We start from the raw sequence: 21,390 nt of genomic DNA, 5'->3' as shown, positions 1-21,390 counted from the left end.
AATCCAAATATAGTGCCTGCAACGGTCAATGCCTCATCACATTTTTACCGTGCAGACGCTGTGTCCGCCGACTGCCATCCACCGCAGCGGATGACTCTCCTTGATCGAAGGTTGGTGCTTCTTAACGGGCCGGGAAGATGACCCAATCAAAGCGTTGTCTCACCCTGAGCGAAACCGCCCCCAACCTGACGCCGATGCAACGCTAACGTCACATAACATTCACATTATCTGGTGCGTAGAATATCTGAAGACACTAAATATAGTGTTAACAGCTTCTTTATACCAGATCGGAACCTGCACCCCCGCTTGCATTTTTCCACGGCGCAAACGACACCGTTCCGCCCAAAAGCTGTTCGGGCAGGTCTCGGAAACTCAATACAAAATTGGAAAATCGACCGGATTTCTCGCCGACCAATCGCACCTTACGAACGCAGGCGCGAAACCCATAAAAAGCGACTCGTACCCGGACGTCAAGGAGTCGAGTTTGGATCATTTATGACCGCAAGATGTTGTGTGTCACATGTGTGAATAATGGGGAAGTCACTCAGCCGCTGTTGCGGTTTGCGAAACCCACCGTTCCCGCTGCATTGCGGACGGGTGCGCCGGGTTCGGGCAGCGGGGAAGCCGTGAGCCGATCCGTCGGAAGAAAAATGCTGATGTCAGCTGATGAAGTCCAGCACCAGGAAAATGCCGGCTGAAAGTAGCGCTGCGGCCGGAACCGTTGTCACCCATGCAGCAACGATGGTGCGGACATGGGCACGGCGCACGAGTTTGCGCCGAGCGATCTCCTCGCGAGATGTTTTTTGCAACTCGATTTCCAGATCGTCGTCATAGCTGGTGCCATTGTCTGCTTTGAGACGAACGCCCTTGCGTTCGAGATAGGCACGGCGGCGCTTGGAATGGGCCGTGTACCACTCACGGAAAAAGCCGACGCCGAACACCGCGCCAACGGCAGTGTGAGTGGAACTGATGGGCAGGCCGAGACCGGAGGCGATGATAACGGTGATGGCGGCCGACAGGGCGACGCAGAACGCCCGCATCGGATTGAGCTTCGTAATTTGCTCGCCCACCATGCGAATGAGTTTGGGCCCGAAAAGGACAAGGCCGATCGAAATGCCGGCGGCGCCGATGATCATCACCCACAGGGGGATGGTGACGGTGGTGTTTACGGAGCTTTCGTGAACCGTGAAAACAATGGCGGCAAGGGGACCGACAGCATTTGCAACGTCGTTCGCGCCATGGGCAAACGAGAGGAGGGCGGCGGAGATGACCAGGGGAACCTTGAAGAGGCTGCGCAGAGACTGGTTGCGGTTCTCGAGACCTTCAGACTGGGCATGTACGAACAGATGGGCCAGGAACCAGGTGACCGCGAAGAAGGCAAGCCCGATGACGCCGGCACCCATGCCGCTGACGGGAAAAACCTTCTTCAGCCCTTTGAGAGTGAGGTAGGCGGCGAAAGCTCCGGCCATGATGGCAATCAGTAGCGGCAACCAGCGCCGCGCCGCCGAAATCTTGTCGTCCTGATAAATGATGGCGGTTTTGATGAAGGCGAGGAACAGGGCGGCGATAACGCCGCCGACCACGGGAGAGACCACCCAGCTCGCGGCGATCTGCATCATTGTCGACCAGTCGACCGAAGAAAAACCTGCAGCCGCGATACCAGCGCCCATGACACCGCCTACAACCGAATGCGTGGTCGAAACCGGAGCGCCGATCCAGGTGGCAAGGTTGATCCAAAGTGCCGAAGAGATGAGAGCGGCCATCATGGCCCGAACAAACGCCTCGGGTGTTCCGACCGCGGCCGGGTCGATGATGCCTTTTGAAATTGTGTCAACGACATCGCCGCCGGCAATAAGGGCGCCGGCGCTTTCGAACACGGCAGCAATAAGCAAGGCGCCGCCGAGAGTCATGGCCTTGGCACCGACAGCGGGGCCAACATTGTTGGCAACATCATTGGCGCCGATGTTCAGCGCCATGTATGCGCCGATGGCAGCCGCAGCAATGATTATGACCGCGCGCGGTTCTCCGAAGGTGTAGGTGGCGGCGAAAATGGCGGTGAGTGCCAGAAAAAGCAGGCCAAGACCCGGTGCGACCAGTCCGCGCGCGACGGTTGTCGTGGCTTCCTCTACGTGAACCAGTTTGTCCAGGTCCTTGTCGAGGGTCTGTTTGCGCGGATTGGTGGCGGTTTCGCTCATGCGTTTTCCAGTTTCTGCCAATGCGACGCCGCGGGCCGAGCGTTCGGCGAAGAACTCCGCCACCGGTTAGGAAACTATGTTCCTTACGGCAAGAGTTGACGGCAAAAAAGGGGGCTCAGGCCGCGATTTCCCGTGGATTGTGCGCGAACCGGACAAGAAGCTCACCCAGGTCCGGCTCCTGGACAGCGGTGGCTGCGTCCTGCGGTGTGAACCATTGGCGGGTTCGCTGCTTGCGCTCCGGCCATTTGGAACGCTCTTCCGTGACTTCGAGCGGGATGACAGCGACCTCGCAGGGCCATTCGACGCCGGTGCCGTCAAGCTTGTGGTAGTAGAAGCGTCCGATTTCATTTTCACTGGCGCAGCCACGTACCCCGGCTTCCTCCCGCGCTTCACGCTGGGCTGCCATGGCAAGGGTTTCTGAACCCTCCGGCCACCCCTTGGGCAAGACCCAACGACCAGTACCACGACTTGTCACAAGCATGATCTCGATGCCGTTGCCGTCTGCAGTCACGCGCCACGGCAGGGCCGCAGCCTGCACACGGCGGGGATTGCCGCCGAACAGACGCCGGACCGTTTCGGTCAACCGCAGACGTGTGCCGTGAGTGAAAATCGTACTTCTCCTTTGCCCGAACACATTGCGCCGGGATTCGTCTCTTTTCTACAAGTAACTGTTTCTACGCTTAATTTACGCGCTGAGCGGATCAAACCGCTGAACCGCTTGTGCGCTCGAATCGTGGAACGCAGAAGGTCTGTCGGCAGACATAGTGAATTCGTGACAAAAATCAAGGGTTTGGCGTTTTGGTCGCATGTCGAACCGTTACCGTATGCCGGCTCCCGTTGCGGTCCATCTCTCATTATGGACATGCATTGCAAGATCATCTCGCTCTCGCCAGCCGCGCTTTTCGAGTTCGGGCCGGTCATGAAAACCACGCACGTGTCCGACACAAAGATAGCCCACCAGCCGTAGATGCGCGGGTATGCCGAGCACCGCTTTAACACGGTTTTCGTGCAGTATGCTGACCCAGCCGACACCAATTCCTTCGGCGCGTGCCGCCAGCCAAAGGTTTTGAATGGCACACACCGTGCTGAAAAGATCGGTGTCGGCCATGTGGGTGGCACCCAGAACAACGGGACCGCCCCGCGTGGGATCACTTGTGACGCAGATGTTCAGGGGCGCAGACAGGATCCCCTGCAATTTGAGAGAACGGTATTGTGCCTGCCTTTCGGCGGGAAAACGGCCTGCGGCTTCCTCATTCGCCTCGGCAAAGATTTCGGCCACCCGAGCGCGTGTTTTCCTGTCGCGTACCAGGATGAAATCCCAAGGCTGAGAGAGGCCGACGGATGGGGCCTGATGGGCGGCCGCAAGAATGCGAGAAAGCGCATCTTCACAGATCGGATCAGGAAGAAATTCGCCGCGCACGTCGCGTCGCGTCGCGATGGCGCGATAAACAGCCGCCCGATCAGCGGGATCGAACGCCTCGCCTGCTGTCAGAACACCCACAGTGGCGGAGCTGTCTTCTTGGCGCGACATGGGACCTGTCTCTTATACACATCTAGATGTGTATAAGAGACAGTCTTCACAGATCGGATCAGGAAGAAATTCGCCGCGCACGTCGCGTCGCGTCGCGATGGCGCGATAAACAGCCGCCCGATCAGCGGGATCGAACGCCTCGCCTGCTGTCAGAACACCCACAGTGGCGGAGCTGTCTTCTTGGCGCGACATGGGACCTTTCCTTCAGACAGCCCAGCCAGGCAGTTCAGCCGCGCTGGTCTTCCGCGATCGGTTTCTGGTACGAGAAACCCATGTCCCAGGGGAAATAGATCCAGGTATCCTGCGAGACCTCCGTGACGAAGGTATCGATGAGGGGGCGACCCTTTGGCTTGGCGTAGACCGTTGCAAAATGCGCCTTGGGCATCATGGCGCGTACAATCGCTGCCGTCTTCCCTGTGTCGGTCAGATCATCGACGATAAGGACGTTTTCGCCGTCTTCCTTCAGAAGCTCCGGATTGATCTCCTTCAGGACCTGAAGATCACCCTGCTCGGTGTAGTCGTGATAGGAGGCGACACAAACCGTTTCGATGAGACGGATGCCCAGTTCTCGCGAAATGACGGCAGCTGGCACCAGGCCACCGCGCGTGATGCACACAATGGCTTTCCAGCTGCCATTCGCGCCGGCGAGCCGCCATGCTAGGGCGCGCGCATCACGGTGAAACTGGTCCCACGAGACGGGGAAGGCTTTTTCTGGAAGAGACATCGGCATCGCACTCCATGGGCGCATCGGGACGGCGGGTCGGAATGCGCGGTGAATTAGCCGGAAAGGGATGTCGAGCGCAAGCCCGACGCCCGTGGAAGATGGATTTTCCGCTGCTCGTCAGGGTGGGCACGAATTGGACGGCGCTCAATGCGCCATGAACGTTGGCACCGTCATGCTCTGCAGGATGGTGCGGGTGGCGCCGCCAAAAACGAACTCCCGCAATCTGGAGCGGCCGAACGCTCCCATGACAAGAAGGTCGGCACCGGTATCGGAGACCCGGTTGTCGAGAATCTCTCCATGAGAAACGCCGCCGGACTGCTCCACCTTGACCGTGACCTCGATCTCGTGGCGGGCCAAAGCGGTGGCTATGGCCGTGCCAGCCATGGAGGCATCGCGACGGGGCGTGTCCTGCGGGTCGATACAGAACACTTCGACGCTGTCTGCCTCCTTCATGAAGGGCAGTGCATCGAATGCGGCCCTTGCGGCCTGCCGGCTGCCGTTCCACGCAAGGAGGATTTTCTTGAACTCAGCTTCGCGCGCCTTGTGAATATAGGGAACGAAAAGGACAGGGCGACCGCTTTCGAAAAGGAGAGCCTCGACATTGGCTTCCATGGCGCCCGCTGCATCCGGGTCTGTCTGCTGGGCAATGACAATGTCGGCGCTACGGGCACTTTCAATGCCCGAGATAGCGGAATCGCCCGAGACGCTGTCGAAGCCGCGCCACTCATTGCCGACGCCTTCTTTTCGCGCACGCTCGTTAAACAGATTGCGGATAACAGCGTGACGGCGACCTGCCTCCTCGTGCATGTCAACACTAAGGTCGACCACCGGACCACCCATGGGAGAGGCCATGACCATCGGCAGCGCTTCGGCGTGAAGCCCGATCACGTGGCTGCGGTGACGGGCCGCAAGAGGCAGGGCGAGATCCAGGACGCGGGGCGCGTCAGCTTCGCTTTGAAGAATGGCGAGAATGGTCTTGTAGCTCATGTCAGCCTCCTTGGAGCTGCGATGGAGTGCCTTCTCTACTCATAACGCTTTGCCGGCCAGAAAGTTTTGCGCCAGATCAACCTTTTGCCACCTGCCTGTCCGGAATCGACGCGAGCATGACGCGGACTGCTTCCACGGCGGCTGAAAGCGCTGCGGTGGAGCGGGAGCGAACGACGATCTCGGTCCAGAAGCTGCCGTCCTGATATTTCGGATAGGACCCGATGATGGTTTCGGAATGCGCGGCCTGGATTTCACCCAACGGACCGCCGATCGCGCCTTCGGGCAGCGGGGAGGGGATTGTCTCGGAAATGAGCTTTGCGCCCGTCCTCAACGTCGGTATCACATTGTCGAGCATGGCCTGGAAGATCGCCGGTACACCTGCCATCACATAAACGTTTTCGACGCGGAAGCCTGGCGCAACCGAGATCGGGTTTTCGATGAGTTCGGCGCCCTCAGGCATGCGTGCCATGCGCTTGCGAGCCTGAGAAAACTCTATCCCTCGACTGGCGTAATGAGCTTCAAGAAGGCGATAAGCCTTTTCGTCGTAACCGCATGGCCGGTCAAATGCGCGGGCGATGGAATCTGCAGTGATATCGTCATGAGTCGGACCAATGCCGCCGGTGGTGAACACATAGGTATTCCGGGCCCGCAGCGTATTCACCGCTTCGACGATGGCCGCCTCGTCGTCAGAGACAATCCGAACTTCTTTCAGATCTATGCCGACTGCCGTCAGCATGTCGGCCAGGTGGCCGATGTTCCTGTCTTTGGTCCGGCCCGACAGGATTTCGTCGCCGATGACCACCATTGCGGCCGTTACAAGCTCACTCATTCTCGTGGGATCCCTGTTGTGTGGAGAAGAGATAGACCTGTGCCGTAGTAAGGGCAATGGGTCTGAAACGGTGAACAGTGTGTCGGCTTCAGTACGGTTTTTAGTGAACCAGTCAGGGGTTACATCCGTTGAAACCGCAGCGTCGCGGTAGACGACCGAAACCGAAATTCTAGCGAAGCGGAGCAGACAATGACCAAAATTCTGGTTCTTTATTATTCGAGCTGGGGGCACATGGAAGCGATGGCCAAAGCCGCCGCCGATGGAGCGCGGGAAGCGGGTGCTGACGTGACAATCAAGCGTGTGCCTGAACTGGTTCCGGACGAGGTGGCAAAGAAGGCGCATTACAAGCTCGACCAGGAAGCGCCAATCGCGGAGCCAATGGAACTGGCCGATTATGACGGGTTCATTTTCGGCATTTCGACGCGCTACGGAATGATGGCTTCACAGATCAAGAACTTTCTGGATCAGACCGGGCCGCTCTGGGCGGAAGGCAAGCTGATCGACAAACCTGCGACCGTCATGTCTTCGACAGCAACGCAGCATGGTGGCGCCGAGATGGCACTGGCCTCGACACAGCTTGCCCTTCAGCATCATGGAATGCTGATTGTACCGCTGTCCTACGCGTATCAGGACCAGATGGGCAACGACAAGGTGCGCGGAGGCGCGCCCTATGGCATGACCACCACCACGAATGGCGACGGCTCGCGCATGCCTTCCGAGCAGGAGCTTGAAGGCGCGAAATTCCAGGGCAAACGGCTGGCCGAGATTACTGCAAGGCTAGCAGCCTGATGGATCACCAGGTTCCATGCGGGGAGGGCCGCCATGGGCGGTCCTTTCCCTTTGTGGTTATGAACAAGCGTATTCTCTGAAGAACATGCGTATCCCGCTTGATCACACGGGTTTCTACCGCTAGTCGTTGATGTGTGCGGACGTGGCGAAACTGGTAGACGCAGCAGACTTAAAATTTGCCGCCTTCGGGCTTGCGGGTTCGACCCCCGCCGTCCGCACCAGAGACGCAGGGCAGCATGAGGCGAAGAATGCCGGCGCTGCCTACCAGGTGATGCTCAGGCCCAGGTTGCCCTCAAATATTTCCTTGTGCTCGCCGCCGATACTGGTCGTGTAATCGGCAGTCGCAAAAAGGCCGATCTGTCCGGTGAGATTCGCGACAAGACCCGCACCAAGTTCGAGTGATGTGCCTCCGAGCCCGGTTGTAACCGCATCTCCGCCGAAACGCAGGCTCTGATCTGCCGAGAATGCATGCCAGAGATTGGCCTTTAAATATGGTTTCAGGCTGCGACCATCTTCGGTCTGAAAATCTCCCTGAAAACGTATTCCCAACCGTCCGGTCACGACGTCGTCCGTTTCAAAGGTTATGGATGAAAAACGGTCGCTCTGGTCGTCGAGAGCAAGATGCTGCCAGATCAACTGGGCCTGCGGTTCCAGGTTCCAGCGATCGTTGATGGCGATCGGATAACCCGTCTCAACAGAGGCCGTGACACCGGTCCCGTCAACCTCGATTGCCTCGCCGGCACTGGAGAGCGCCTCTCCACCAAACCATGTGCCCATCACGATACCATCCAGATACCAGCCATTGGGCGCGACATGTGTCCAGTAGCCGCCCAGGCTGGTGCCATGGACATCGAGTTCGCCTACCGCCAGGTCGTTCCAGCCGATAGCCTGACCGGTAACGTCACCGTTCATGCGGGCATGACTGACAAAGATACCCGCCCGGTCGATATGCCCGCTATCGCTTTCGCGTCCGATCAGGTCCTGGCCAAGCTGAAAGCCCAATAAATTCCCGTCGAACCCGGGAGCGACAGTGCCGTCCCATTTGCTTTCGACAGTCTGTCCGAAGAGCCGGCTCCAGCTTGCGGGCAGAACCGCTTCTCCATCCCGAAGAAAAGGTTGCACACCGCGTCTTTCATGAAATGTGCCAAGCGTGGACGTTGCCAAATGCTGAAGTACAGGCGGAACCGCGGAATAGGTTGCGACCTCCGGACGGTAGAGCGGAACTGTTCCGCCTGTCACCCGGGTTGCACCTGGAGTGGGCGGGGCCACCGGCGGCGCGGCCGGATCCGGAGGCAGGATCGGAGCGGGGCCTGCACCGGGCGCAGGAGCGGGCTCCGGTACAGAGGGCGTGGGTGTCGGTGGATTGACGATGGTTGAGCGCAGATACCAGTTTTCCTGCGTCCCGGCGGAAATCCCGCCTCTATACAGATAATATTCGAAAGCTCCGACCGCGACGCGGTCGTTGAGGGAGAACGCGCCGGAGGCAGTGGTTCCGCCTCCTGTTGCCTCGACCACCATAATCCCGTCCTGAACAGTGGCGCCGCCGCTGCCGCCCAGATTGACGATGAAGATGCCGGTGGAACCAGTGGCGGTTCCCTCCGCGATGACGAGCTTGTCCGAAGGCGAGGCATCGTCGCCCAGAACCGTGTTCAGGTACAGATTTCCGCCATCTCCGAAATAATCGCCGGTGATCGTGAACGTGTCGGTGGTGCTGTTGGCGCCATTGGTCAGGTCGATGGTTCCGGCATTGCTTACATTTGCGCGTTGGCCGATGCCGAACGCATTGATGCCGCCAGTCGCCGAGCCGCCTAAGAGAGCGCTGGTCGCGTCGATGTTCATGGATCCGGTGCCGGTGCCGCTGTCGCCGAGGGTAAGCGTCTCGCTACCCGAGAAGGTCAGGGCAGATCCTGCATTCACATTGATGGTTTCAAGCGTCTGGAAACGGTCGGGGGTGTCGGCCACCACGCCTTCAAGCGTCAGCTCGTCTGTGCCCAGGCCGCCGAGAAACGCATTCAGACCACCAAGATTGGAGGCGTTCAGGTTGCGTAGCGTGGCGGTATCGTCGTCACCGCCCATATCCACATTGCCGCCAATTGTTCCGCCGCCATCCCACAAAAGTGTATCGGTTCCCACGCTCAGCCGGACGTCGCCGCCCACAGAGCCACCGGTGATCGTGACGCGGTCAGTGCCTCCGCTGACGCTGATATTGCCACCGATCGACCCCGCGGAAAGGATGATTGTGTCATGCCCGAACCCGGCCACCAGATTACCATCAATGGTGCCGCCAGACATATCGAAGATGTTGTTGGCGAGTTTCATGTCGACGCGGCCGATGCGCCCTCCGGTCATGACCGCTTCGTCGCCGTCGTCGAAATGGTTGACGATGTGGCCTCCGGACATGAAGAACGTATCGAAATGTCCGCCCTGGTTCAGGCTGTCAATCTGGCCGCCAGTCATCCTGAAATCGTCGACGCCGTCGCCCTGCTGCAACTGACCGTTAATCTCGCCTGAATGCACCTCAACCGTGTCTACGCCGGGACCAAACGTGACATTGCCGTTGATGACGCCGGAACCACCGTCAGGCAATATCAAGGTATTGTCGCCGGAAAGGTCCACGACATTGCCGGTGTGCGTACCGCTATCGCAGACGAATACGTCGTTGCCGGCCGTGGGAACCAGAGTGCAGGCGGCGTGGGCCGTGGAAACCGGCCATGCCATGAGACTTCCCAGCGCGCTTCCCGACAGTAACACTGCGGTCAACCGGCCGTTGAACGTGCGGTAATGCATATGCCCCCCTCAAACCACCGGCATCACGACGCAGCATTCCTGTTCCTGCCCGACATCCCTCCCGAATTTTCAGGCTCCTGCGGAGGCCGCTTTATGGTGCGAAGTAATGGTTTGTTGCAGTTATGCCGAGCAGTCCTTTGATGTCCGTGTCTCAGATACCGATAATTTACAAAGATTAACGAGATCTAATTGGGGATACAAATACTCATCTGGACAATTGTCTCTCGCTTTGCGTTTTCATCCAGAAACGATCTATCAGCCGTGACTGGCGATTACATCGAGAAAGGCTTCGCCATACCGGTCGAGTTTGGATTCGCCAATACCGGAAATACCGGCCATGGCCTGGCGCGATGCAGGGCGGACGGCCGCCATTTCGATCAGTGTGCGATCGTGGAAGATGACATAGGGCGGCAGATTCTGCGCCCGGGCGATTTCGATGCGCTTCTCGCGCAGTGCCTTGAAAAGCTCGGCATCTGCCGGAGCCAGCGCGCTGGCGGCATCGCTTCCGGTAGTGCGGCGGCTCCTGCCTTTGGCCGGAGGGCGGGGAACGCGCAGCATCAGCGTTGGCTTTTCACGCAGAAATTGCGCGCCGCGCTCGGAAATCGAGAGGCCGCCATGGCCGCTGAAGTCCACATCGACGAAACCGTGCGCCACCATCTGGCGAAGGATGGAGCGCCAGGTGCGTTGATCGTGTTCCTTGCCGATGCCGAAGGTTGAAATCTGATCGTGGCCGAAACGGGCGATGCGCTCGTCTTCTGCCCCAAGAAGCACGGAGACGACGTAGGCCTGCCCGAAACGTTCGCCCGTACGGTAGATGCAGGAGAGCGCCTTTTGCACGGCGACGGAGCCATCGAAGCGCTCCGGAGGACTACTGCAGGTATCGCAATTGCCGCAGGGCTCACAATGGTCACCGAAATAGTTGAGCAGCACCTGACGGCGGCACTGAGCGGTTTCGGCAAGTCCGAGCAGGGTGTCGAGCTTCTGCATCTCCATTCGCTTGCGCTGATCCGGCGCGTCGGACTCCTCGATGAAGCGGCGTCGCAGAGCGATATCGTCGAAACCGTAAAGCATCAAAGCTTCCGATGGCAGGCCATCGCGGCCGGCACGGCCGGTCTCCTGATAATAGGCTTCAATACTTCCTGGCAGATCGAGATGGGCGACGAAGCGGACGTCGGGTTTGTCGATGCCCATGCCGAACGCGATGGTGGCGACCATGACGACTGCTTCTTCGCGCTGGAAACGTGTCTGATTGGCTTCGCGCATCCCACGGTCCATACCCGCATGATAGGCAAGGGCGTTCCAGCCTTCCGACTGGAGCCAGGCGGCGGTCTCGTCGGTCTTGCGCTTGGAGAGGCAATAGACGATGCCGCTCTCATTCCTGTGTTTTTCAAGAAACCGCTGGAGTTGACGGCGCGGATTGTCCTTTTCCTCGATGGCATAATGTATGTTGGGGCGGTCGAAACCGGCGATAAAACTATCGCGCTCGGCGATGCCCAGATGCGCAATGATCTCCGCGCGGGTGGGGGCATCGGCCGTCGCCGTCAGCGCCATGCGCGGCGTGTCGGGGAACTCCTGCACCAGTGCATCGAGTTGGCGATAATGGGGGCGAAAATCGTGCCCCCACTGGGAGAGACAATGCGCTTCATCGATGGCGATGAGCGACAGGGGAACCTGCTTGAGCCGATCCACCACAGCTGGTCGCAAAAGGGTTTCGGGCGAAACATAAAGAAGGTCGAGAGCGCCTTTGCCGATTGCTTTCCAAATGGCCTGTCGGGCTTCGAGGGGCAGGTTGGAGTTCAGTGCGGCGGCCTGCACGCCCGCCTGTTTCAATGCCGCGACCTGATCGGCCATGAGCGCGATGAGCGGCGAGACAACAAGGCCGAGGCCCGGGCGGCAGAGTGCGGGGATCTGATAGCAGAGCGATTTGCCGCCACCTGTGGGCATCAGGACGAAGGCGTTGTTGCCGGAGACAACATGGCTGACGATTTCCGCCTGGCGACCTCGAAAGGCCTCATATCCGTAGACGGTCTTGAGGATGTGCGTGGGGTCAGCGGTCACGGCAGGCCTGTCGGGAGAATCGGGTGATTATCCTCTCATAACAGGTTTCGCCCGGCGCTGCAGACGGGAGAGGCGGTGAGAGGTGCGGCATCACCGCACCGTTCGGTTTGCGCGGCTGAGGCCAGCAAAGACCTGCTTACGCGTTGCTGCCACCATCCACAGCGAGTGATGCGCCGGTGATGTATTGCCCCTGGGGGCTGGCAAGATGGGCGACCATAGCAGCAATATCGTCCGGTGCGCCGTAACGACCCACTGCGTTTAACGCACGCTGTCCGTCGGCACCTGGTCCATCAGCCGGATTCATGTCGGTATCTGTTGACCCCGGATCGACCACATTCACTGTGATGCCGCGAGTGCCGACATCGCGGGCGAGCCCCTTGGTGAAGCCGATCAGAGCGGATTTGCTCATGGAATAGAGCGTGACACCGCCGTGTGGAACGCGCTGGGCGAAGCAGGAGCCTATCGAAATGATGCGACCACCTTCACCCATATGTGACAGGGCAGCCTGGGAAGCCACGAAAACGCCTTTTACATGAATGCCGATCGTGCGGTCGATATCTTCCATCGTCACGTCTTCAGGTGGGCCGTAGGGGAAGATTCCGGCGTTGTTCACAAGAATATCGAGACGGCCGAACGTTCCTGCAGCGCTGTTCACCGCAGCGGTGATCGCATGGGGATCAGCGCTGTCGGCCTGGATGGCGAGGCCGCGACGACCGGCGGCATTGATCTCGGCCACTACGCCCTCAGCCCTGGCAACGCTTGTCGCGTAGGTTATTGCGACGTCGGCGCCGCGGGCTGCAAGACGCCTGGCTATGGCGGCTCCAATGCCTCTGCTTCCTCCTGTGACGAGCGCTGCCTTGCCAAGCAAATCCTGGCCGTATTCTGTTTTGGTCATGGTCTTCTCCTTTTTATGTACCGATCGTTATAAAAATAGTCAGGCTTGAGAATTCGGGTCAAGGGAATTATTTACGGCTTGGTACAAAAGGTATTCGAGATGGCAGGACGCGGCAGGCCCAGAGCATTTGACAGGAATGAAGCCCTGCATCAGGCGATGCGGGTGTTCTGGTCGTGCGGCTATGAAGGCGCGTCGATGAATGAGCTGGCGCAGGCCATGGGCATCAACAAGCCCAGCCTTTATGCGGCGTTTGGGTGTAAGGAGACGCTGTTTCGCGAAGCGATCGAGCTTTATGGACGCGAGCAGGGCGCACCGGTGAGCGAGGCGCTGGAAGGTGGCGATACAGCGCGTGGGGCCATCGAACGCGCATTGCGCCTCAATGCCCGTTGCTACAGCGCCCCGGACAATCCCCGTGGTTGCATGGTCGTGACAGCCGCGCTGGCGGGCGCTCCGGAGAACAGCCCGGTGTGCCGTTTCCTCGCCGAGAGTCGACGAGAGAATGAGGCGTGTTTCCGCCGCCGCGTGGAACGTGGAATCAACGATGGCGATGTACCTGAAAGTGCCGATCCGGCGCGGGTCGCGGCCTTCTACGTCACTGTGCTACACGGGCTTTCAATCCAGGCGCGTGACGGCGCCTCCTGTGCCGCGCTGGAACGGGTGGTGGACAGCGCGATTGCGGCCTGGGACGCCATCACGCGTTAGCATATGCGCATTCTTCTTCCTTTTAACGGTATGATTTGAGGGCTGGCGCAGAAGACACGGGTTTGTCAAAGTGCATCCTCATCAGGAGGATACCATGCCCGACACCAACCCCGTGCCATCCACTGAACTCAAACCATGGCATGCGGTAGCGCCGCTTCTGGTGGATGTGGCCATGGGGCGTCGCCCGGCTGACCTGGTGGTGCGCAATGGTCGCTGGGTCAATGTGCACTCGGGTGAGGTGATTCCGGCCACGGATATTGCAATTGTCGCAGGGCGCTTTGCCTATTGCGGACCGGATGCAAGCCACGCGATTGGCAAGAAAACCAAGGTGGTAGATGCCATGGGGCGCTATCTCGTGCCGGGGCTGTGCGACGCTCATATGCACGTGGAGAGCGGCATGGTGACGGTGACGGAGTTTTGCCGCGCCGTGATTCCACATGGTACGACCTCCATGTTTATCGATCCGCATGAAATAGCCAATGTTCTTGGCCTCGACGGTGTACGTCTGATGCATGACGAGGCCATGGCGCAGGCGATAAACGTGTTTGTGCAGATGCCGTCCTGCGTGCCTTCCGCTCCGGGGCTTGAAAATGCCGGAGCAGAACTCACCGCTGATGATGTGGCGGAAGCCATGGAATGGTCGAACATCATTGGCCTTGGCGAGGTGATGAACTTTCCCGGCGTAGCGGCGAATGATGCGACGATGACGGGGGCGATCGCTGCGACCGTGAAGGCCGGCAAGACGGTTGGCGGGCATTATGCCTCGCCGGACCTGGGTCTGCCGTTCCACGGCTATGTGGCCGGCGGGCCGGAGGACGACCATGAGGGCACACGTGCCGAGGATGCGATTGCGCGCGTGCGGCAGGGGATGAAGGCCATGCTGCGGCTGGGTTCTGCCTGGTATGACGTGGCAAGCCAGATCAAGGCGGTGACGGAGCAGGGGCTCGATCCACGCAATTTCATTCTGTGTACCGATGACAGTCACTCCGGCACCCTGGTCAATGACGGGCATATGGACCGTGTGGTGCGGCACGCCATTGCCCAGGGGCTGAAGCCGGTTACGGCGATCCAGATGGCTACGATCAACACGGCCGAGCATTTTCGTCTTGAACGCGAGCTGGGTTCCATTGCACCGGGACGGCGGGCGGATTTTCTCATCGTTTCGGACCTGGCAGAACTTGTCATCGACGATGTCTTCGCGCGTGGAGCGCGGCTGGCGCGGGGTGGCCGGCTGGAGGCGGATATCCCGGCCCATGATTATCCCGAAAAGGCGAAAAACACGGTACGGCTGGGCAAGAAGCTCGCGGCACAGGACTTTAACATTGCCGCGCCCGAAGGCGCGAACCATGTGCGGGCGCGGGTGATCGGTGTAATCGAGAACCAGGCGCCGACGCGGGCGCTCGAAGCCGAACTCAATGTCGAGGACGGCGTTGTCGCCATGGATCGGCGCAATGATGTCTGCCAGATCGCTCTGGTGGAGCGGCATCGTGGCACAGGGCAGGTGACGAACGGGTTCGTTTCGGGGTTCGGCTACATGGAAGATTGCGCCATGGCGTCGACAGTTGCGCATGATTCGCACCACATGCTCGTGGTGGGCACCAACAAGGAAGACATGGCGAAGGCGGCCAACAGGCTGGGTGAAGTCGGTGGTGGTGTGGTGCTCTTCTCAAAGGGGCGCGAGCTTGCTCTGGTCGAGATGCCGATTGCCGGGCTGATGTCGGACGAGCGCGCCGAGGTGGTGGCGCAGAAAGCCGCGAAACTTACACGGGTCATGCGCGAGATGGGCTGCACGCTCAACAACGCCTATATGCAGCATTCGCTTCTGGCGCTGGTGGTGATCCCGGAACTCCGGATCTCCGATACAGGGATTATCGACGTATCGAATTTCCGGAAGGTTGACCTCTTTCTGTGAACTCTCCGGTCAGCGTCGTCGGCCCTGACCGGTGGCGAGTTCGATCACGGACAGGGGGGTGGTGATGACAATGTCAGCTGCAGAACCGAAGGTCTGCCCAAGACCGCGCACCAGTCTTTCCATCTGGCCGACGACGACATCCTCATTCCCTTCGTTCAACTCTCCCTCGCTGGACAAACGCTCTCCCAGCAGGCGAACGAGCACCGGGTTCTCGGCAAACTTGGTGTGGTTGAGCCAGTCGCCGGACGAAACATTGGTGACGTCGATGACCGTCACGCCCAGAGAGGTCAGGTCTTCTGCGTTGCGGTAATCGCCGAGCCGGGGCTGATTGCCGGCGATGAAGCCGGACAGTGTGAGCGCCCGGTCGTTCTGGGAGGTCAGAACCGCAAAGGGCCGCTTCGGCACACCGTAGCGCCGCATCTGTCCCTTGAATACATCGATGTCAATGTCGGGAGAGGCGAGGATAACGTCGGCGAGCCGCCCGCCGAGATCGCGATCCCCGGAAAGGGCTAGCTGGCGCAGCGCCTCCATGGTCACCCAACTGCCCATGGAGTGGGCCACGACGTCGATGCGCCCGGCGCCGGCGCGCGCCAGGGTTCGCAAAGTCTCTTCCAGAGCGTCGCGGGCCGATGTGGCGCTGTTGCTGTCGTAGACATAATCGATCGTCCGGCCGGCTGATGGCCACGAAAACAGGATCGGCGTGCCGGCATATTCTGAATCGTGAAAGATCTGGGCGGCGCGATAGACGGCTTCGTCAAAGCCGGTGTTGTAGCCGTGGATGAACACTAGCGCGCGACCGCTATGCGCGGCGATATCGTCCCTGAGCGCTTTCTCGAAATCGCTTTCCCCCGCGAAGAGTATCGCGCGCTGAGCGGCAAAATATCGAGCTGGATCAGCAACGCGGGGATTTGGAGCGAGTTCCATCTTGCCGGTTTCATGAATGGCGGGAACCGTGATCTCAACTTTTGCAAAGGTCGGTTCCGGTGCGCGTCCGCCGGCAAAAATCTCGCCCGACTTCTCGGTTCGCATCCGATTGGTGGCGATGAAGATGCCATGGTTCCCGGCAATCTGATCAGCGCGTGCCGGTGCGATCGTTTCAGCGATCAGGCGGGAGGTGTGCGGATTGGCACAGCCCGCGATCAGGGAGAGCGACAGAAAAACGAACAGGCACTGGAATTTGCGGAACAGCATACAACAACAACCCTGCTCGAGCTTCGGGGACCACAGGTGTCTGGCCCCAGGTCTGTTTAAGAGGAAAGAGGCTTTGGATGAAAGACTATCTCTCCCAGAAAACCGGCGTGAAAATGACCAGAACCGCCAAAATTTCAAGCCGGCCCATGAGCATGGCAAAGGCAATGATCCATTTGGCCAGATCGGGAACCGGAGCGAAGCTGCCGGCAGGGCCGACGACCTGGCCGAGGCCAGGGCCGACATTGGTAAGCCCTGTGAGGGCGGCAGAAATGGCGGTAACGAAGTCCAGCCCTGTTGCTGCCAGGAGAAGGATGATGACGGCCCAGATCACCAGGAACGCCGACATGAACAGCACGACCGCGCGTTGCAGATCGTCATCCACGGGCCGGTCGCCATATCGGACGGTGACGATCGTGTTTGGATAGACGAAGCGGCGCAGACCGTTGGCCAGAAGCTTGAACAGGATCAGGAACCGATAGGCCTTGATGCCTCCGGTGGTCGAACCGGAGCAGCCGCCGAGGAACATGGCGACGAAAGCAGCCGCGACGGCAAAGGCCCCCCATTGCGAGTAGTCGTCGCTGGCATAGCCCGTGGTGGTGATAATCGAGACGAAATTGAACGCCGAATGGGTGAGGGCGTCGAAGAATGTGTGGTCGTGGACAAGGCGCAGATAGATGGCGACGGCAAGGACAAATACAATCACGTAACCGGCGAAGACGCGGATCTGCGGATCGCGCAGCGCATCAAGCCTGCCACGAACAGCAAAAAGGATCAGGATCGAGAAGGGCAGCGCCGAAATGAACATGAAGAGGGTGCTGATCCAAAGGACCGCCGGATTGTCGGCGTAATAGCCCATGGATGCGTCATGGGTGGAGAAGCCTGCCGTGGCGATGGTTGTCAGCGCGTGGTTCACGGCATCGAACGCCCGCATGCCTGCCGCCGCATAAGCAATGGCGCAGGCGAGTGTGAGCAGCGAATAGATGCTGATAAGCCCCAGCCCGAATGTCGAAAACCGGTCGAAAGGCCGGTCTTCGATATCGGAGGATTCGATGCGGAAATACGAAACGCCACCCACATTGAGGAACGGCAGCACGAACAGGCCCAGTGCGATAACGCCGAGGCCGCCGATCCATTGCAGGATGGAGCGCCAGATCAACAGCCCGGGCGGCATGCTGTCGAGCCCGACGATAACCGTGGCACCTGTCGCGGTCACGCCTGACACGGATTCGAAGAATGCATCGGCGACACTGAACTCCACCGAAGAGGCCAGCATCGGCACGGCTCCGGCGATGCAGGCCGTCATCCACAAAAGATTGACGACGAGAAACCCGAAGCGGGAGGAAATGGCCGGGGCACGGCCCTGAGTGGCAAGCGACACACCAATGGCAAGCCCGCCGGTGAAAAGTGCGGAAAACGCAAAAACCCGCCAGTCGTCATTGCCATAGTAAAGGTCGACGGCGGCCGGGATGAGCATGGCGGCCGAAAGATATATAGCAAAGACCGCCGCGATGTGGAGTGCGGCGCGTATGGCGAGATACTGCAAGGACTGAACCTCAGGCTGCTCATCAAAGCGTCTGTTGTTCGGGAAGCGATCCCCCTCCCTGGCGCGAGAGTGGCGTCCCGCGCCCCGATATGCAATAGCCCGTAGGACACAAGCACGGGATAGGCAAGAGAGCATGAGTGCAGCAGCGAGAGAGGACGAGTTCGTGAATGCGGTCGCGGAGGCGGCGGACGCGCTGCGCTCGCTTTTTGCCGAGACACCGCTTCAGGAGAACGACTATCTCTCCAAGAAAACCGGCGCCCGGGTTTTCCTGAAGCGTGAGGATCTGACGCCGGTTCGATCCTACAAAATACGCGGTGCGTTCAACTTTTTTCGCAAGGCAATGGCCCGCGGGGGCCAGGAGCGAATGTTCGTCTGTGCTTCGGCGGGCAATCATGCTCAGGGATTTGCCTATGTGTGCCGTCATTTCGGTTGCAAGGGCGTGGTTTTCATGCCGGTTACGACGCCTCAGCAGAAAATCGACAAAACGCGCATTTTTGGCGGAGAATTTGTTGAAATCCGGCTGATTGGCGATTTTTTCGATGATTGTTACCGCGCTGCGCTCGCGTTTGCACAGGAAAGCGGCGGGGCGATGGTGCCGCCATTCGATCACCCGGACATCATTGAGGGGCAGGCGACAGTCGGACGAGAGATCGCCGAGCAGATCCAGTCGTTCGACGGGGCGAATATGGGCGACAGCCTGGTGATCCTGCCCGTCGGTGGTGGCGGACTGGCCTCCGGAGTGACGCGTTATCTCACCGCGTGCGGGGAGGCGGGGTCTTTTGCTTTCGCTGAACCGGAAGGCGCGGCGAGCCTGCAGCAGGCGCTGGTGCAGGACCGGCCGGTGCGGCTCGACAAGGTGGACAATTTTGTCGACGGGGCTGCAGTCGCCGAAATCGGCATGACACCGTTTTCGCATCTCAAGGTATTTGATGCCGATGCCGTGCATCTGGTGCCGGAGAACCGACTGTGTGCGACGATGGTTGAAATGCTGAACATCGAGGGTGTGGTGCTGGAGCCGGCGGGAGCACTTGCGATCGATACGCTGAAGGATTTCGCGCCGCAGGAACTTGCCGGGCGTACCGTGATTGCGGTGGTGTCGGGCGGAAATTTTGATTTCGAGCGTCTGCCGGACGTGAAGGAACGGGCGCTCCGCTTCGACGGTCTGAAAAAGTACTTCATCTTTCGCTTCCCGCAGCGACCCGGCGCACTGCGCGATTTCCTTGATCTCCTGGGGCCGGAAGACGACATCACGCGGTTTGAGTATCTCAAAAAATCGGCGCGCAATTTCGGTTCAGTCCTGATCGGCATCGAGACCCGGAATCGCGCCAATTTTGATGTCCTAACCGGGCGCTTCGACGCCGCTGGCTGGGCTTATCAGGACATTACCGACAACGATACGATCGCGGGTCTGATCATCTGAGACTGACGGCAAAGGGGCAGATCATTCCGTGCCGCTCGGACCCGGCTCCGTGAGGGCGATCTGGTTGCAAAGCACAAATTAACGATTGCACTTTGGCTGCGGATAGCCCATATGACGCCAAGACGCATGGGCTGGCGCTGTCGGCTTTCTAAAAAGACTGGTTGCGTCTGAAGCCACCGCCCGTGGGCGGGAGCTTAAGCCGGCACTGCCGGCGCGACAGCGCAGCCGCACGGGGCATCCCCGTCGTCTCGTCGTTCATTCAAACATTTATTCGGCAGGTTGCGCCCTGCCACATATCATTTGCGACGCTTCCGGGCGTCAGCATGGGAAAGATTGTAAATTGACCAATGACAACAATGCGAAACAGATCGGTTTCGCGGAACTGGGAATTTCAGGCTCACTGTTGAAGGCGGCTGAAGATGTGGGGTTTGTGACCCCCAAGCCGATCCAGGAGAAGGCCATTCCCGCAATGCTCGCAAAGCGCGACGTGCTGGGTATCGCGCAGACCGGATCCGGCAAGACAGCAGCCTTCTCGCTGCCCATTCTCTCGCAGATTATCGCACTTGGCTCCAAACGCGTTCGCAAAACCGCGCGGGCGCTGATCCTTTGTCCGACAAGGGAACTGGCAGTCCAGATCGACGAAGTGATACGCGAACTTTCCAGGCACGCGCATCTGGCGACAGCGCTGGTGCTGGGCGGGGTTTCCCGCAACAGCCAGGTGAAACGGCTCGCCCAGGGCGTCGACATTCTGGTGGCGACACCTGGCCGGCTGACTGACATCGTGCGGTCGGGCGAACTGTCGCTGGCCGAAACGCGGTGGCTGGTGCTCGACGAGGCCGATCGCATGCTGGATATGGGCTTCATCAATGATGTGCGGCGCATTGCGCGAGCAACACATCCGGCCCGCCAGACAGCTCTGTTCTCGGCGACCATGCCCAATGAAATCGAAGGGCTCGCAAAGAGCCTGCTCAATGATCCCCTGCGCGTTGAGATTGCAAAGCAGTCGACTACGGCCGGTGAGATCAAGCAGCATCTCGTGATGGCGCGGACGAAGCAGAAGCGCAAGATTCTCTCCGACATGCTGGCTGATGAAGCCATGCGTTCGGTGATCGTCTTTGCGCGTACCAAGCATGGGGCCGACCGCGTGACACGTGATCTGGAGCGCGATGGCTTCGAGGCTGCCGTTATTCACGGCAACAAATCTCAGAATGCGCGTCAGCGCGCGCTGAACGGGTTTCGGGACGGATCGGTGCGCATTCTTGTGGCGACCGATATCGCGGCGCGCGGGATTGACGTTCCGGGCATCAGCCATGTGGTGAATTTCGATCTGCCCGACCAGCCGGAAAGTTATGTGCATCGCATCGGGCGCACAGGCCGCAATGGCGCTTCCGGCGAGGCGGTGACGCTGTGCGATCCCGCCGAGGCTGACAAGCTGAAGGCCGTGGAGAAGATTATCCGGATGCGACTGCCATTGAAGGCGGATTACACGTCGGAGCCTGATCCGGTGCGCCAGCCTCCCGCCAACAACGCCGGTGAGCGCCGGACTGCGCCGAAACCGTCGAAGGGTGGCGAAAATCGCAGGCCGCAGCGAGCCGCCGCGAAACCGCAGCAACGCGCCGAACAAGGGCAGAACGAGGGCGAGAAGCCCGTACGCAGGCGGCGCAGAAACCGCAACAGGCGGCCTGGCGCGCGCGCCGCTTAGCTCTCGTTTCCATATGCACGATCCGAGCTGATCGGCCGATAGGCCGGTCTGGCCCAATTGTCGCCGATGGTCTGTTCGGCTAGGTCAGGACTGTCCGGGTTTCTGGCTCGCGCGGGAGGGAATGG

At 59.7% G+C, this 21,390-nt stretch carries 16 protein-coding genes, 1 tRNA gene and 1 pseudogene; 6 read left to right on the top strand and 12 right to left on the bottom strand.

The window, feature by feature from the left end; translation table 11 throughout:
* Window positions 1-659 precede the first annotated feature (659 nt).
* From HF949_RS13975 to HF949_RS13945, 7 genes and pseudogenes are all read right to left on the bottom strand, one after another.
* The gene (locus tag HF949_RS13975) at window positions 660-2,195 is read right to left on the bottom strand and encodes an inorganic phosphate transporter (protein WP_292896219.1); all 1,536 of its coding nucleotides are present in this window, start codon (window positions 2,193-2,195) and stop codon (window positions 660-662) included.
* 115 nt (window positions 2,196-2,310) lie between these two features.
* Window positions 2,311-2,778, bottom strand: a complete 468-nt coding sequence (locus tag HF949_RS13970; RefSeq protein ID WP_292896217.1) for an NUDIX hydrolase — start codon at window positions 2,776-2,778, stop codon at window positions 2,311-2,313.
* Window positions 2,779-3,012: 234 nt separating this feature from the next.
* Window positions 3,013-3,726 (bottom strand): 5,6-dimethylbenzimidazole synthase, encoded by a 714-nt coding sequence (gene bluB / locus HF949_RS13965; RefSeq protein WP_292896215.1) that lies wholly within the window; start codon window positions 3,724-3,726, stop codon window positions 3,013-3,015.
* Window positions 3,727-3,762: 36 nt separating this feature from the next.
* Window positions 3,763-3,918, bottom strand: a pseudogene (locus HF949_RS13960) (5,6-dimethylbenzimidazole synthase); the annotation flags it as partial.
* 34 nt (window positions 3,919-3,952) lie between these two features.
* Entirely contained in the window at window positions 3,953-4,450 is a 498-nt protein-coding gene (gene gpt, locus HF949_RS13955) for a xanthine phosphoribosyltransferase (RefSeq protein ID WP_292896213.1), read from the bottom strand.
* Between the two features lie 144 nt (window positions 4,451-4,594).
* Window positions 4,595-5,437, bottom strand: coding sequence for a universal stress protein (locus HF949_RS13950; protein WP_292896211.1), 843 nt, complete (start codon window positions 5,435-5,437; stop codon window positions 4,595-4,597).
* A 76-nt stretch (window positions 5,438-5,513) separates the two neighbouring features.
* On the bottom strand, window positions 5,514-6,266 hold the full coding sequence (locus HF949_RS13945) for a competence/damage-inducible protein A (protein ID WP_292896209.1): 753 nt from the start codon (window positions 6,264-6,266) through the stop codon (window positions 5,514-5,516).
* Window positions 6,267-6,455: 189 nt separating this feature from the next.
* Between HF949_RS13945 and wrbA the strand changes: the two genes are divergently transcribed.
* Both wrbA and HF949_RS13935 read left to right on the top strand, forming a co-directional pair.
* Complete coding sequence (gene wrbA, locus HF949_RS13940) at window positions 6,456-7,055, top strand: NAD(P)H:quinone oxidoreductase (protein WP_292896207.1); 600 nt, start codon at window positions 6,456-6,458, stop codon at window positions 7,053-7,055.
* Between the two features lie 136 nt (window positions 7,056-7,191).
* Window positions 7,192-7,276: transfer RNA gene (locus HF949_RS13935), tRNA-Leu, on the top strand.
* Window positions 7,277-7,316: 40 nt separating this feature from the next.
* Here HF949_RS13935 and HF949_RS13930 read toward each other — a convergent pair.
* The 3 genes from HF949_RS13930 to HF949_RS13920 all read right to left on the bottom strand — a co-directional run bounded on the left by HF949_RS13930 (window position 7,317) and on the right by HF949_RS13920 (window position 12,795).
* Window positions 7,317-9,842, bottom strand: a complete 2,526-nt coding sequence (locus HF949_RS13930) for an autotransporter family protein (RefSeq protein ID WP_292896205.1) — start codon at window positions 9,840-9,842, stop codon at window positions 7,317-7,319.
* A gap of 255 nt (window positions 9,843-10,097) precedes the next feature.
* The gene (gene recQ / locus HF949_RS13925) at window positions 10,098-11,900 is read right to left on the bottom strand and encodes a DNA helicase RecQ (protein ID WP_292896203.1); all 1,803 of its coding nucleotides are present in this window, start codon (window positions 11,898-11,900) and stop codon (window positions 10,098-10,100) included.
* Window positions 11,901-12,036: 136 nt separating this feature from the next.
* Entirely contained in the window at window positions 12,037-12,795 is a 759-nt protein-coding gene (locus HF949_RS13920; protein WP_292896201.1) for an SDR family oxidoreductase, read from the bottom strand.
* 99 nt (window positions 12,796-12,894) lie between these two features.
* Between HF949_RS13920 and HF949_RS13915 the strand changes: the two genes are divergently transcribed.
* Both HF949_RS13915 and ade read left to right on the top strand, forming a co-directional pair.
* Complete coding sequence (locus HF949_RS13915) at window positions 12,895-13,497, top strand: TetR/AcrR family transcriptional regulator (protein WP_292896199.1); 603 nt, start codon at window positions 12,895-12,897, stop codon at window positions 13,495-13,497.
* A gap of 94 nt (window positions 13,498-13,591) precedes the next feature.
* On the top strand, window positions 13,592-15,409 hold the full coding sequence (gene ade / locus HF949_RS13910; protein ID WP_292896197.1) for an adenine deaminase: 1,818 nt from the start codon (window positions 13,592-13,594) through the stop codon (window positions 15,407-15,409).
* A gap of 9 nt (window positions 15,410-15,418) precedes the next feature.
* Here ade and HF949_RS13905 read toward each other — a convergent pair whose 3' ends face one another.
* Both HF949_RS13905 and HF949_RS13900 read right to left on the bottom strand, forming a co-directional pair.
* The gene (locus HF949_RS13905) at window positions 15,419-16,600 is read right to left on the bottom strand and encodes an alpha/beta hydrolase (RefSeq protein WP_292896195.1); all 1,182 of its coding nucleotides are present in this window, start codon (window positions 16,598-16,600) and stop codon (window positions 15,419-15,421) included.
* A gap of 85 nt (window positions 16,601-16,685) precedes the next feature.
* Complete coding sequence (locus tag HF949_RS13900) at window positions 16,686-18,143, bottom strand: TrkH family potassium uptake protein (RefSeq protein WP_292896193.1); 1,458 nt, start codon at window positions 18,141-18,143, stop codon at window positions 16,686-16,688.
* Window positions 18,144-18,276: 133 nt separating this feature from the next.
* Between HF949_RS13900 and ilvA the strand changes: the two genes are divergently transcribed.
* Window positions 18,277-19,563: a threonine ammonia-lyase IlvA gene (gene ilvA / locus HF949_RS13895; protein WP_292896191.1), complete on the top strand. Its 1,287-nt coding sequence runs from the start codon at window positions 18,277-18,279 to the stop codon at window positions 19,561-19,563.
* Between the two features lie 340 nt (window positions 19,564-19,903).
* Window positions 19,904-21,265, top strand: coding sequence for a DEAD/DEAH box helicase (locus HF949_RS13890; RefSeq protein WP_292896189.1), 1,362 nt, complete (start codon window positions 19,904-19,906; stop codon window positions 21,263-21,265).
* Window positions 21,266-21,390: the final 125 nt, after the last annotated feature.

This window comes from Nitratireductor sp. (assembly GCF_017794765.1).
GTDB lineage: Bacteria > Pseudomonadota > Alphaproteobacteria > Rhizobiales > Rhizobiaceae > Nitratireductor.
This window is presented reverse-complemented; position numbering and strand designations above follow the sequence as displayed.

Bases quoted from the DNA above. Each gene is read 5' to 3' on its own strand.
- HF949_RS13975 (WP_292896219.1), bottom strand. From the start codon at position 2,195: ATGAGCGAAACCGCCACCAATCCGCGCAAACAGACCCTCGACAAGGAC.
- bluB (WP_292896215.1), bottom strand. From the start codon at position 3,726: ATGTCGCGCCAAGAAGACAGCTCCGCCACTGTGGGTGTTCTGACAGCA.
- gpt (WP_292896213.1), bottom strand. From the start codon at position 4,450: ATGTCTCTTCCAGAAAAAGCCTTCCCCGTCTCGTGGGACCAGTTTCAC.
- HF949_RS13950 (WP_292896211.1), bottom strand. From the start codon at position 5,437: ATGAGCTACAAGACCATTCTCGCCATTCTTCAAAGCGAAGCTGACGCG.
- HF949_RS13945 (WP_292896209.1), bottom strand. From the start codon at position 6,266: ATGAGTGAGCTTGTAACGGCCGCAATGGTGGTCATCGGCGACGAAATC.
- wrbA (WP_292896207.1), top strand. From the start codon at position 6,456: ATGACCAAAATTCTGGTTCTTTATTATTCGAGCTGGGGGCACATGGAA.
- HF949_RS13930 (WP_292896205.1), bottom strand. From the start codon at position 9,842: ATGCATTACCGCACGTTCAACGGCCGGTTGACCGCAGTGTTACTGTCG.
- HF949_RS13920 (WP_292896201.1), bottom strand. From the start codon at position 12,795: ATGACCAAAACAGAATACGGCCAGGATTTGCTTGGCAAGGCAGCGCTC.
- HF949_RS13915 (WP_292896199.1), top strand. From the start codon at position 12,895: ATGGCAGGACGCGGCAGGCCCAGAGCATTTGACAGGAATGAAGCCCTG.
- ade (WP_292896197.1), top strand. From the start codon at position 13,592: ATGCCCGACACCAACCCCGTGCCATCCACTGAACTCAAACCATGGCAT.
- HF949_RS13905 (WP_292896195.1), bottom strand. From the start codon at position 16,600: ATGCTGTTCCGCAAATTCCAGTGCCTGTTCGTTTTTCTGTCGCTCTCC.
- ilvA (WP_292896191.1), top strand. From the start codon at position 18,277: ATGAGTGCAGCAGCGAGAGAGGACGAGTTCGTGAATGCGGTCGCGGAG.